The organism is Leucobacter sp. MMO-125 (assembly GCF_037148395.1).
In the GTDB taxonomy this organism is placed as follows: Bacteria; Actinomycetota; Actinomycetes; order Actinomycetales; family Microbacteriaceae; genus Leucobacter.
Window position 1 is genome coordinate 224,278 of record NZ_JBBCTL010000001.1, and the last position, 13,252, is coordinate 237,529.

Below are 13,252 nucleotides of genomic sequence, written 5' to 3' on the forward strand. Positions count from 1 at the left end.
GTCTGCGGGATTAGTGCTGTCGATGCGTAGCGCTCAGGCAAGCTATTCTGCCGGTGTTTCTTCGCCGGTAGGAGGATCGGCCACTTCTTCAGAGGGAGCTTGCTGAGAAACAGTCGGATCCACCCCAACACTCAGTGTACCGGCGTTGATGATGATGTGCTGCGATTCCCGGTAAAGAACCGCGAGGCGGCTCTCCGGGAAGATGAGAACGCGGTCGCCGGTCTCAGCTCGGGCGAAGAATGGTTCGGCGCTGAGCGTCGCCGGGTCTTCGACGGTGGCGATGGTCGGAGTCTCCTCGGGGAGCACCATCAGGGTGCCCACTTCGGCGAGGAGATCCTCGCCCGACAACCCTTCCGCGGTGCTTGACTCCCCCGCGCCCGCGGCGCCGGAGCGCGCGGTGAGTTGCGTCACCACCGGCACGGCGACGGCTCCGAGCAGCAGCGCACCGCCCACAGCGATCGCCGTGAGGCGCACTCGGCGGAGCTGCCACAGATCGCGCAGCACGCCGAGTCGTTCAGTGAGGCGGATCCGCGTGCGCTTATCTGCTGCGGGCTTGCGCCGCGGCTTCTTGTCGGTGGTGCCGCTGCGTGGTGCGGAGCGCCGCTGCTGGTCGAGCTGCCGTGGTGCCGACTCGGTGATGGTGCTCGACGCGATGGTGTGCTCGGGAGCCGTGTGCGCTGTGGGAGTGCGCGCCTCAGGCTCATCGATGCTGACGCTGTCGGAGAGCGCTGCTTCGGCGGTGACTCGCGGCATCGGTGTGTCGTAGGCGCTCGGCAGCTCGTTGAATGCGTGCGTAGCAGGCTGTTCCCCCGCAAGCAGCTGGTCGAAGCTGCGGGGCTCCGATGCTGCTCCGGCGGTGCGCGGGTCGTTGGGTTCGCGGCGCACCGGCGCAGTATCTACCGCGGTTGTCGGGGCGGGAAGCAGATCGGCCTCGAAGTTCGGTCGCGTATCTGAGGCGACGGGTCGCGCGGAGTGGCCGGCGCTGGGGCGTCGGGGTGATGCGGTCCTCGGCTGCCGAGGCGCCGGTTCGATGCGGGCGTGGCTACCCGTGTGCGGTTCCGGCGAGGCTGCTGCGCTGGTCGCAGGGACGGTGCGCGGCTGCGAGGCGACGCTCGGACCCGCTGGTGCGGGAGCGATGCGGGCCGTGGCAGGCTCTTCAAATGTCACCTCGGGGGGCGGATCGGCCGCCTCTGCGAGCGCGGTTTTGCTCTCCGCGAGCACGCTGCGCAGACGCGCCATGGCCTCGTCGAGCGCAGTTGACGCGTCCCACGGAACGCGCTCGGTTGACGGGTTTTCGCCTCCGGGGGCTTTGGATTGCGGAGGGGCGGCGTTTCCCTGCGGCTGGCGGGGGTGGTGTGCGGGCGTGCTGGTCATTGGGGGGTCTCCGTTCCGCGGTGCGCTGCGCCGTTCGGAGCGACGGGAGTGGGGTCATGTGCGACGCTCTCGCTCAGCTTGGCGAGACCGGCTTCGAAGGCCGCGAGCTTGTCGCGCTTCACCTCGCGGCGCGCGTGCACGATCACGGTGATGAGGCACAGCGTCCCAGCGCCCGCAGCCACTGCCCACCAGGGGAACCTGGGGAGCGCCGACGGCAGGCCGGCGCTCTGGTTGACGGGCGGGGGCATGAGGCGGTCGGCGGTCACTACGAAGCGGTGCGAGTTCACGCCGAGGGGCGTGCAGGTGATGAGGGAGATGATGTCGCGGTCGGGGTAGACCGGGTGCATGGCGGCCTGCTGCGGCTCGAGCACCTCAGTGGAGGTCACGCGGTAGGTCAGCACCTCGTCCATTACCTCGATGTACACCAGGTCGCCCACCTTCACCTCGGGAAGATGCGTGAAGCCGACCGATTCTGCAACGCCACGGTGTGCGCCGAGCACGGCATGGGTGCCGTCGCCGCCGACGGGCAGGGAGGAGTTCTCCGAGTGCCCGACACCGCGAATCAGGGCGCTCTCCGCGAGGGTGTGGCGGATCGGCTGGTCAAGATCAATGGAGGGCACGCGCAGGCGCGCGATGACGTCGCTGCCCGGCAACAGCAGCGTTTCGGCGTAGTCTTCACCCGGAAGACCGGTGCCCACAGCGAAACGCTGATTGTAGGCACGCGCTTCCTCCAGTACCTGATGCCGCTGCGTTGGGCCCACCTTCTCAAGGGTGCTGGAAAGCTCTCGGGTGGCGTTGGCCTGATCCCGCTGTTCGAACCACTGTGCCGCGGCTGGGTAGAGCAGCACCAGCACGCCCAGCCAGACCATTGCCGCCACAACGACGCGGCGCCCCGGAGGAAGCGACCACCGCCCGCGGGGTCGCTTCTTCGCCGCCCCGGAGTGCGGGGCGGCGACCGCGGAGCCCTTCGGCTCCGCTGCGGTGGTTACGGTCATGGTCTCCTGCGTGGATTCCGGCTGGAACGGGGTGCGATTTCGGTTGTGCTCATCTTATACGGATGCTGATAATTCGTTGAGTATCATCGCTGTGCCAAGCCTGCTATACGTGTGTCTAATTTAGGCATGGGGCACCCGATGCCCTCCCGCTCCCCCATGCGCTGCGGGAACGGGAGGTTCGCACTACTGCGCCGCGGTGTCGCGCTTGCGGCGGCCGAAGATGGCGAAGAGCACTCCGCCTACGATGAGGATCGCTCCCCCGATTCCGATTGCGGTCATGCCGGCCCCGCCGAGCACGGGCAAGGCGCCGGCCTGGCGCATCTGGTTCGGCACGTGCACCGCGGCGGTGCCCGTCGGGGTTGCGCCAGGGGTGACGGTGAACTCGATCGGCGTCGTCGACGCGACGTAGCCCGCGGGTGCCTTCGTCTCTACAGCCCAGTACTTGATGCCGGCCTGCGAGGCATTGAGGCCGGGAACGGTGACAATGCCGTTCGCGTCGGAGGTGAGGCCTGTGGTGACCGGCTGGTCCGCGGCAACCCTCGCAGCGTCGGCTGCGGCCCTGTCGGCGAAGACCTGGAACTCGGCACCGGCGAGCACCTTCGACTGGTCACCCGCCGCGTGCTTCGTGAACTGCGCCTTGCCACACAGCGTCTGCGACTCAGACATCGAGGCCGCGCCGTTGACACCCACCTCTGCTTGGTTGCGCACGACTCCGTTCGCAGGAAGCTGGTTCATCTTTATCTCATAGACGATCTCCACCAGCGAACCGGGCTTCAGCGCGTCAAGATAATCTTGCCCGCAATAGTGGTCCGCGCAACCCTGGGTAAAGCACCCATCGGTTCTGACACGAGCCCCGCCAGGCTCAGTGACATAGATCGCATCGGGGTTGCTCTGGGTGCCGCTCGTCCAGTCTTTTCCGGGATCCGCGCGCAGCAGATTCGGAAGCTTGAAGGTATCCCACGTCCACCCCTCAGGGATGTTCTTAAAGCTCAAGTCGGTGACCACATAGCGGGGGCTGTCAGGGATGAGCACAGGGACCGTCCAGGCGATCCTTTCCCCCAACGCGTGCGCGGAGCGGTCATCAACGGTCTTCACCGCGTATGGCTCATCACCGAGCGTCGCGCTACCCGGCACGAAGGGGGTGGTGCCGTTGAGGTAGGGCTGGATCGTTGCCCACCCGGCATCGGTGGCGAGGTCGACAGACTTGCCTCCGATAGCGGTGACCTGCTGCACCGTGAACTCAACCCCGTTCAGAGGAAGCGCATCAGCCGGCAGGCTCCCCGGGGCCAGCTCCGAACCGTCACCAGCAACACCGGCCTTGGTGGGCTGCGACAGCTTATGAATCGTGAGACTGCGCGGCCTATTCGGGTCAATATTCGACGGCGCCGCCGAAGCAGCGCTGACGGCCGCCCCCATCAGCGCGGTCGCACCGAGCGCGACAACAGCCGCCTCGTGGTTCTCGACATACTGCGATTCCTTCTGTTCCCCAGGGAAAGCTCATTGCTCCGCGGCATCCGCGTGGCCGCATTGCTCCCCACGCAACGCACAGTCCTGCCCGTAATTTCAGAGTCCAAGATTAGCTACGCGAAACTCGGTGTCACGCTCATCGGCGGCAAATATCACCCTTGAAGCGCCATTTTTCACCCTCGGCGGTGGGAAAATTCACCCGCAGATTCGGCAAGCAGCGGATCTCGTGTCGCTCAGTCGCGCAGCTGAGACAGGGGCACCCACCTGATCTTGCCGTCAATCACGGTGAGCACTTCACCTTCATCGCCGATGCTGCCCTCTGAATCGCGCAGGGTCTCCACCTGCAGGGCCTTTGCGAACAGGCCCGTGGCCTGGTCGAAGCGCAGCACCGAGGGATCGGCCCACGCCGTCGCGGTGCCATCCCAGGGAAGGATCTGACCGCGGTTGTCGGAGCGTGTGGTCGCCTGCTCGCCCGTGGAGCATGCCGCTTCGCTGCGGGTATAGGGCTGCAGGCCGTCAACGGCGGGCATCGCCACGAGATTGCGGTGATGATCGCTTGCGTGCAGCAGACGCAGTTCGAGCACTGCTGCAGCCGAGTCGCTTGCCGCGGCCCGGCTCATCACGAGTCGGTACTGGCCGAATTGCTGGGGCGAGATGACCTCGAAGGTCTTCTCCTCGAACGGCGCCCAGGCCAAACCAGAACGCGTATCAAGCGCGGTCCAGGCGCTGCCGTCATTCGAACCTTCGAGCCTGAACTCCGCCGGGGCGGAGGTCGCCTCTCCCGACGCTCGAAGCACATAGTGCGTCACGGTGCGCTGTTCCGGCAGCGAGACGGCAAGCCACTCACCGAGCGGCGGGGTGCCTGTCTGCCAGGCGGGAACGGAGGCTGGGTCGATGCCGAGTTCGCCGATCCGCCCGAATGCCGAGAACGCGGCCGGAGCGTTCCCCCCGTCGCCTGCGGCGCGTGAGGACGTCACCTTGAACCCACCAACCACTTCGGCGTCCATGGCGGGCGTCACCACCGGAGTCACCTCGGTGAAGAGCGCATCGGGAACCTCGGCGAAGTCGCCGCGCACCAGCTCCTGGCCGTTGAGTCGCAGCCAGCCACGTCCCTGCGCGTCAGTGAAGCGCAGGGCTCGCTCGTCGAAGTAGCTGACGTCACCGGGCGCAGGGCACGCATCGGCGGGGATCTCGGGAGATATGCCGCAGGCGTAGGCCGAGCCGGTCCACCGGATGCGCTCCCCCGACTCGCAGCTCGGCACCGGGATGCCGAGTGCGCCGCCGATTTCCGGGCCCAACGACAGCTGCGCGAGTGGCGACCGGGGGTGTTGAGCCGCGACCGCGCCCTGCTCGGCGGGAGCTTCCGTTGCCGGGGGCTGCTCGACGGGCTGCTCGGCCGGCTCCGCATGCTCATCGGGGGCGGGATCTGGGGTCGTGGAGGAGTCAGCCGGGGGCGCGGTGCACGAGAGTGCGCCATCGATAAGGTTCAGGCTCTGCGCCATGTTGGTGCCGCAGTTTTCGATGGTGAGGGGCGGATCCGCCGCAGTATTGGCCGCACCATCCGAGCACGCCCAGCCACCCTCGGCAGTGGCGACGAGCGTGTGTCCGGCGGGGCAGCTCATCAGGCCGAGACCGCCGGCATCGATCCGCAGGCCGGACCCCTCTCCGAGCAGCGCCGGGGAGCCTGCAGCACCGGTCGCACCCGTCGCACCCTGCGCGCCAGCGATGCCCTGTCCCCCGGTTGCCCCGGTCGCGCCAGCCGCGCCGCGCGCTCCAGTAGCGCCAGTAGCGCCCGTGGCTCCCGCGGCTCCTGTAGCGCCCGCTGCTCCCGTAGCGCCAGGCTCACCGGCCTCGCCGTGCTCGCCCGCAGGCCCAGGTGGGCCCGTCACCGGCAGAGCACTGAAGCTGCTGATCGCGTGCGGCAGCACCACCACAACGACCCCGCCCAGCACGAGTGCGATCGCTGCTGCACCGCCAATGAGCAGGGCACGTCGGCGCCGCTGCAGACGCTCCAGCTCGGCAAGATCGTCGTTGCTGAAGCCGACGGTGAACGCGTCACCCATCGAGTCGCGTTCTGCGACCCCGCGACCGTCTCGGGGCATTCGTTGATAACTCATGCCGGTGTGCACCTCGAAATCATCGCAGCTGATGCGTGCGATATCGAGAGAACTGACACGGAAACCTCATCGAGTGAAGATAGATGGATACAGTGTCAACTGTAGCGGCACTGCCCGTCGTGTGGCGAGCCCCTGCGCTGCGAGCGCCCCGAAGGGCACCTTTCAGGGCGCGAGTGTAACGTCCGCGTAACGATGGTGAATGCGCAAAATACCTGATCGGGGCCATGTATTCCGTCGGTTCTGGGGTTCTGAGCGCCCCCTTCGCCTTGCATGTCGCCTCTCGACGTTGTTAGCGTCGAAGCAGCGTCGAGTGCACATCTGATGCCGCTCGTCGCGCCCCTCGGAACGAAATCGCTGAGCTACAGCGAGCCGAAGGCGGGCGCGACGGCAGGTGGCCGGTGAACACTCCGCAATACGATATCCGGCCTGTTGGGAGGCCGCGGATCTGGGCTGCCGTTTTTCGGCGCACGGCACGTGCCGCCCTTCGACGCGCCCGCGATCCGCGCCCTCCTTCGCCAGAGGAGTTGAAAAGTGAACAAGACAACTGAACAGTCCAACCGGGCGCGCGCCGACGCGCCCGCCATCGAAGTCAACCACGCCACCAAGGTGTTCGGGCGGCGCCCGAAAGAAGCAGTCAAACACCTCAAACGAGGTGCGTCTCGCGACGATGTGCGCCCGTACGGCACCGCGGCGGTGATCGACGCGAGTTTCACCGTGAGCCGGGGCGAGATCTTCGTGGTGATGGGCCTCTCGGGCTCCGGCAAGTCCACGCTGATCCGCATGCTCAACGGCCTCAACCCCACCACTGACGGCTCCATCACCGTCAACGGGCGAGAGGTCGTTGGCCGCACCGCAGCCGAGCTGCGCGAACTGCGTCGAGACCACATGTCGATGGTGTTCCAGCACTTCGCGCTGCTCCCCCACCGCACCGTGCTCGATAACGTCGCCTACGGCCTCGAACTGCAGGGTGTACCCGTGGCCGAACGTCACGAGAAGGCCCGTGGCTGGCTCGAACGGGTTGGGCTCGCAGGCTGGGAGCGCAGCCTCCCAGGCGAACTCTCCGGCGGCATGCAGCAGCGCGTCGGCATCGCCAGAGCCCTCACCGCCGACACCGACATCCTGCTCATGGACGAGGCATTCTCAGCGCTCGACCCCCTGATCCGCCGCGAGATGCAGGAGCAGCTCATCGAGCTGCAGCAGGAACTGGGGAAGGCGATCGTGTTCATCACCCACGACCTCAATGAGGCGATGTTCCTGGGCGACCGCATCGCAGTGATGCGCGACGGCCGCATCGTGCAGGTTGGCACCCCCAACGACATCCTCACCGACCCCGCGAACGACTACGTCGCCCAGTTCGTACAAGACGTGGATCGCGCCCGCGTGCTCACCGCCGGCGACGTCATGGAGCCGCCGCACGCCGTCGTCTTCGCCTCGGCCGGCCCCCGCACCGCACTGAAGACCATGCGCGATCTGCAGACCTCAGCCTGCTTCGTGACCGACTCCGCACGCCGCCTGCTCGGCGTGGTGCGGGACAAGGACGTGCTGCGCCAGGTGCGCGAGGGCAGCACCGACCTGACCGAGCGGCTGCGCCCCACGCCGTCGATCGTGCAGCGCGACCAGCTCATCGCCGACCTCTTCGAGCTCGCGGTCGAGAGCCCGCTGCCCGTTGCCGTCACCGATGCGCAAGGTCGGCTCATCGGCGTCGTGCCCCGCGTCACGCTGCTCGCAGCGCTCGCAGATCTACCCGCCACCACCACCGAGATCCCCGTCATCGAACCCACCCCGGAGGTGTCCGCCGCCATGATCACGCAAACACTCGAGGAGAGCGCGATCGCCGGCGCCGCGGCGACGAGCGGGGAGGTGCGCTGATGGAGGGCTTCCGCATTCCCCTGGGCGACTGGGTCGCCGATGCGCTCGACTGGTTCAAGAGCACCTTCACCTGGCTGCTCGACTTCATCACGCTCGTGGTCGGCTGGCTCGTCGAAGGGCTCGCCGACACGCTCGTCGCGATCCCGTTCGCCGCGCTGATCATCATATTCGCATTGATCGGATGGCTCGTGCGCTCCTGGCAGCTGGCGGTGGGCACGGCCCTGACGATGCTGCTGATCGTTGCCATGGATCAGTGGGAGAACGCCATGCTCACGCTCGCGCTAGTGCTGGTTGCCGCCGTGATCGCCGTGCTCATCGCGGTGCCACTCGGCATTCTTGCAGCGCGGAACGACCGCTTCAGCGCGGTGATCCGCCCCGTGCTCGACTTCATGCAGACCATGCCGTCGCTGGTGTACCTGATCCCCGCCGTGGTGTTCTTCAGCGTCGGCTTCGTGCCAGGCGTCTTTGCCACGCTGCTGTTCTCGCTGCCCCCGGGCGTGCGTTTCACCGAACTCGGCATCCGCGGGGTCGACTCCGAGACCGTCGAGGCCGGTCAGGCCTTCGGCGCGACCCCCGGCAAGATCCTGCGTGGCATCCAGCTGCCGCTCGCCACGCCCACCATCATGGCCGGCATCAACCAGGTCATCATGCTCGCGCTGTCGATGGCCGTGGTCGCGGGCATGGCCGGTGCCAACGGACTGGGGAAGGAGGTCGTGGCCGCGCTGTCCACTCTCAATATCGCGAAGGGCGTCGAGGCCGGCCTGAGCGTGGTGATCCTCGCAGTCTTCCTCGACCGCGTGACCGCCGCGCTCGGCAACCCTGCCGAATACAAGTCGTCGCTGCTCGGCGTGCTGCGCAAGCAGCGCAACGAGCGCACGCCCTCCCCCGCGCCCGTGCCGGCCGCGGCCCAGTGACCCGCAAGACCACGAATGAACAGTCGGGGCGGCAAGCCCCGTTCCGCGCCACCGGGCGCGGAAAGAAAGGAAACACGATGATCAAGCGCAAGCTCACCGGAATCCTCGCCCTCGGCGCGGCTGCCAGCCTCGCTCTCGTCGGCTGCTCCAGCGACAGCGGATCCGCCAACGGCGGCGGCGACAAAGGCACCATCACCCTCGGGTACCTGCCCAGCTGGACCGACGGCCTCAGCACCGCATACCTGCTCGAGAACCAGCTCGAAAAGCTCGGCTACGACGTCGAGATGGAAGAGCTCACCGAAGCCGCCGTGCTCTACACCGGGCTCGCGGGCGGCGACATCGACGTGTACCCCTCTGCCTGGTCTGAAAAGACGCACGCCACCTATATGGAACAGTACGGCGACCGCCTCGAAGACCTCGGTGCCTACTACGACAACGCGGTGCTCACCATTGCGGTCCCCGAGTATATGGACGATGTGAACTCGATCGACGATCTCGTCGGCCAGGCCGACCGCTTCGATGGCGAGATCATCGGCATCGAGCCGAGCGCCGGCCTCACTGAGCAGACCGAGACCGTCATGATGCCCGAATACGGCCTTGAGGGAGACTACTCGCTCGTGACTTCGTCGACCGCGACCATGCTCGCGACACTGCAGGAGAAGATTGATAAGAAGGAGGATGTCGTCGTCACTCTGTGGCGTCCCTTCTGGGCGAATGACGCTTTCCCGGTGAAGGATCTCAAGGATCCGAAGGGTGCGATGGGCGAGCCCGAAGCGCTGCACTTCCTCGCCACCGACGGATTCTCCGCACAGTACCCCGAGGCCGCGGAGCTCATCAAGGGCATTCAGCTCGACGATGCCAGCTACGGCGCACTCGAAGCGCTCGTGACCGGCGACGACTACAAGGGCGACCCGGAGGGCGCCGTCGAAGCTTGGCTCACCGAACACCCCGACGCCTTCCCCGGCCTCATCGCCTGAGCGATCTCCTGAGAGGGGCGGCCACAACGCCCCACTGATCGACGGGGAGTCCGTGCTGCTGTTGCCGCTTCGGCGGCATCGCGGCGCGGGCTCCCCGTCGTTGCGTTGAAGGGCGACTGCGGGCTACGCTTCGGCCCTGGCGCGCTGCCGCGTGGCCAGCTGATGCGGCCGGTGATTCGAGGATCAACATCATCCCTCGCACGGCGGCCGATGTGTGCGTAGGATCGGGCGTGACGCAGCAGCGCACGTCGAGAAACCACCGATCCTCGCCGAGCACCTTGAGCAGAGGAGCCCACCGTGACCGAGCAGTTCTCCGTTCCCGAGGTCGTCGAACGCCCAGCACAGCACCTCGCCGTCGTAAGACAGACCGTGAGCTTCGACGCGATCCCGGGGCTCTACGACAAGGCCTACCCCGCGATCTTCGGCGCCCTCGCACGAGCCGGCATCACCCCAGCCGCGGCCCCCATGGGTGTGATGCACGGGCAGCCCGGCCCCGATCTCGACCTTTCCGTCGCCGTGCCCGTCGCGGAGCCCTTCGGGGGCGATGGCGAGGTCTCTTCCGAGACACTTCCCGCGGGACGCGCAGCCACCCTGCTCGTGCGCGGTGACTACAGCCTCCTCGCAGCGGCCTACGAACACCTCTTCGGATGGATCGCCGAGCAAGGGCTCACCCCGACCGGGCTCTCCTGGGAGCAGTACCTCACCGAACCCGCACCCGGCGGTGACCCCGCAGCGAACGAGACACTGATCGCAGCAGGTCTGCGCGACTAACCCCTCACACACCCACACGGCGCCGGGCTTGAGCGCGGCCCTGCGCCACGCGATCCGCGTCCAACACGCTCCGAAACGCTCCGATAGACTGGCCCGGTTGACCATTCAGGCACCAGAGTCGCCCCCTCGGGCGGCGCACTGACGCGGTGCCGCCCATAGCGAAGACGGAGCCCCTGCATGAGTGCGATCCCCGACAAGCCGAAACTCGAAGGCCTCGAAGCCAAGTGGGGCCCGGTATGGGAGGAGACCGGCACCTACCGCTTCGACCGCGACGGCGCCGAACGGGCCGAGGTCTATAGCATCGACACGCCCCCGCCCACCGCTTCGGGCTCGCTGCACGTCGGCCACGTGTTCTCGTACACCCACACCGACACCGTCGCCCGCTACCAGCGCATGCAAGGCAAGCGCGTGTTCTATCCCATGGGCTGGGATGACAACGGCCTGCCCACCGAGCGCCGCGTGCAGAACTACTACGGTGTGCGCTGCGATCCGTCACTCCCCTACGTCGAGGGCTTCGTTCCCCCGCACGAGGGCGGTGACGGGAAGAGCATTAAGGCAGCGGATCAGCAGCCCATCTCCCGCCGCAACTTCATCGAACTGTGCGAGAAGCTGACCGTCGAAGACGAAAAGCAGTTCGAAGATCTCTGGCGCACGCTCGGTCTCTCGGTCGACTGGACCCAGACCTACCGCACCATCGGGGCTGAATCGCTGCGGGCCTCGCAGCTCGCATTCATCCGCAACGTCGAGCGCGGCGAGGCCTACCAGGCCCAGGCCCCCACGCTGTGGGATGTCACCTTCCGCACCGCGGTGGCTCAGGCCGAGCTGGAGGATCGGGATCAGCCCAGCGCCTACCACACGCTTGCCTTCCACCGCACCGACGGTGGCGGTGACATCCTCATCGACACCACGCGCCCCGAGCTGCTCGCCGCGTGCGTGGCGCTGGTCGCGCACCCCGACGATGAGCGCTACAAGCCGCTCTTCGGCTCCACCGTGCGCACCCCGCTCTTCGAGGTCGAGGTGCCGATCGTCGCACACCACCTCGCTCAGCAGGACAAGGGCACCGGCATCGCGATGATCTGCACCTTCGGCGATGTCACCGACGTGGTGTGGTGGCGAGAGCTCGACCTGCCCAACCGCGCCATCCTCGGCTTCGACGGCCGCGTCATCTCGGAGGCCCCCGAGGCGATCACGAGCGAGCGGGGCCGCGAAGCCTACGCGCAGATCGCGGGCAAGACCGTGTTCAGCGCGAAGGCCACCATCGTCGAGGCGCTGCAGGCCTCAGGCGAGCTCGTCGGCGAGATTCGCAAGATCACCCACCCCGTCAAGTTCTTCGAGAAGGGCGACAAGCCGCTCGAAATCGTCTCCACCCGCCAGTGGTACATCAAGAACGGTGCCCGCGACGAGCAGCTGCGTGAGCGCCTGCTCGCGCACGGCCGCGAACTCGCCTGGCACCCCGACTTCATGCGCGTGCGCTACGAGAACTGGGTCGAAGGCCTCTCGGGCGACTGGCTCATCTCCCGCCAGCGCTTCTTCGGCGTCCCGATCCCCGTGTGGTACCCGCTCGATGCCGAAGGCAACCCCGTCTTCGACCAGCCGATTCTCCCCGACGCCTCGCAGCTCCCCGTCGACCCGTCGAGCGACCTGCCCGCCGGCTACACCGAAGATCAGCGCGGCGTTCCCGGCGGCTTCGTGGGTGAGGTCGATGTGATGGATACCTGGGCGACCTCATCGCTCACCCCGCAGCTCGCCGGCGGCTGGGAGCGAGATCCCGAGCTCTTCGGCCTCGTGTTCCCCTTCAGCCTGCGCCCCCAGGGTCAGGACATCATCCGCACCTGGCTCTTCTCGACACTGCTGCGCTCCGAGCTCGAAGCCGGTCAGCTGCCCTGGCAGAACGCCGGCATCTCGGGCTGGATCCTCGATCCCGACCGCAAGAAGATGTCGAAGTCGAAGGGTAATGTGGTCACCCCCGCGGGCATGCTCGAACAGCACGGCTCTGACGCGGTGCGCTACTGGGCGGCCTCAGCGAAGCTCGGCACCGACGCTGCGTTCGACCCGCAGAACCCGACGCAGATCAAGATCGGTCGCCGCCTCGCCATCAAGCTCCTGAACGCGGCGAAGTTCACCCTCTCCTTCGACGCCTCAGGCGCCGGCACGGTCAGCGAAGCGCTCGACCGTTCCATGCTCGCAGGCCTCGCCGGCGTTATCGAGGGAGCCACGCGCGCCTTCGAATCGTATGATCACGCCCGCGCGCTCGAACTCACGGAGTCGTTCTTCTGGACCTTCTGCGACGACTACCTCGAGCTCGTCAAGGAGCGCGCACACAACGGTGAGGGGCAGTCTCAAGCATCGGCAGTGACCGCGCTGCGCACAGCACTCTCCGTGTTCGTGCGTCTGCTCGCACCGTTCCTGCCCTACGCGACCGAAGAGGTGTGGTCATGGTTCGGTGAGGGTTCCGTTCACCGTGCGGCCTGGCCCATCACCTCAGAGGTGCTCGACCACGCCGGCTGCAACGCCGACGCCGATCTGCTGGGCCTGGTGGGAGGTGCCCTCGTGGGTGTGCGCGGCGCGAAAACCGCCGCAAAGGCGTCACAGCGCACACCCGTCACGCTCGCCGTGGTGCACGCCCCGGTTGACGTGCGCGACAGGCTGGCTCTCGCAGCCGACGACCTCGCTGCGGTGGGGCGCATCGCCGAGCTGCGCATCGAGGTCGCCGAGGTCGACGCCGTAACCGTCGCTCAGATCGAACTCGAAGAGACCGAGGCCTGATC

9 protein-coding genes are annotated in these 13,252 nt (G+C 67.1%); 5 read left to right on the forward strand and 4 right to left on the reverse strand.

The window, feature by feature from the left end:
• Window positions 1-42 precede the first annotated feature (42 nt).
• The 4 genes from WFI54_RS01045 to WFI54_RS01060 all read right to left on the reverse strand — a co-directional run bounded on the left by WFI54_RS01045 (window position 43) and on the right by WFI54_RS01060 (window position 5,953).
• A complete protein-coding gene (locus WFI54_RS01045) occupies window positions 43-1,374 on the reverse strand; it encodes a hypothetical protein (RefSeq protein ID WP_336650954.1) in 1,332 nt (443 codons plus the stop codon).
• Window positions 1,371-2,369, reverse strand: a complete 999-nt coding sequence (locus WFI54_RS01050) for a class C sortase (RefSeq protein ID WP_336650955.1) — start codon at window positions 2,367-2,369, stop codon at window positions 1,371-1,373. Before WFI54_RS01050 ends, WFI54_RS01045 begins: the two co-directional genes overlap by 4 nt.
• 183 nt (window positions 2,370-2,552) lie before the next feature.
• On the reverse strand, window positions 2,553-3,785 hold the full coding sequence (locus WFI54_RS01055) for a SpaH/EbpB family LPXTG-anchored major pilin (protein ID WP_336650956.1): 1,233 nt from the start codon (window positions 3,783-3,785) through the stop codon (window positions 2,553-2,555).
• Between the two features lie 284 nt (window positions 3,786-4,069).
• Window positions 4,070-5,953, reverse strand: coding sequence for a hypothetical protein (locus WFI54_RS01060; RefSeq protein WP_336650957.1), 1,884 nt, complete (start codon window positions 5,951-5,953; stop codon window positions 4,070-4,072).
• A gap of 531 nt (window positions 5,954-6,484) precedes the next feature.
• On the opposite strand from WFI54_RS01060, the gene WFI54_RS01065 reads away from it, so the two are divergent.
• From WFI54_RS01065 to valS, 5 genes are all read left to right on the forward strand, one after another.
• The gene (locus tag WFI54_RS01065) at window positions 6,485-7,822 is read left to right on the forward strand and encodes a quaternary amine ABC transporter ATP-binding protein (RefSeq protein ID WP_336650958.1); all 1,338 of its coding nucleotides are present in this window, start codon (window positions 6,485-6,487) and stop codon (window positions 7,820-7,822) included.
• Window positions 7,822-8,736, forward strand: a complete 915-nt coding sequence (locus WFI54_RS01070; protein ID WP_336650959.1) for an ABC transporter permease — start codon at window positions 7,822-7,824, stop codon at window positions 8,734-8,736. Before WFI54_RS01065 ends, WFI54_RS01070 begins: the two co-directional genes overlap by 1 nt.
• Before the next feature lie 77 nt (window positions 8,737-8,813).
• Window positions 8,814-9,713, forward strand: coding sequence for a glycine betaine ABC transporter substrate-binding protein (locus WFI54_RS01075; RefSeq protein ID WP_336650960.1), 900 nt, complete (start codon window positions 8,814-8,816; stop codon window positions 9,711-9,713).
• A gap of 297 nt (window positions 9,714-10,010) precedes the next feature.
• On the forward strand, window positions 10,011-10,484 hold the full coding sequence (locus WFI54_RS01080) for a GyrI-like domain-containing protein (protein WP_336650961.1): 474 nt from the start codon (window positions 10,011-10,013) through the stop codon (window positions 10,482-10,484).
• A gap of 177 nt (window positions 10,485-10,661) precedes the next feature.
• Entirely contained in the window at window positions 10,662-13,250 is a 2,589-nt protein-coding gene (gene valS / locus WFI54_RS01085; RefSeq protein WP_336650962.1) for a valine--tRNA ligase, read from the forward strand.
• Window positions 13,251-13,252: the final 2 nt, after the last annotated feature.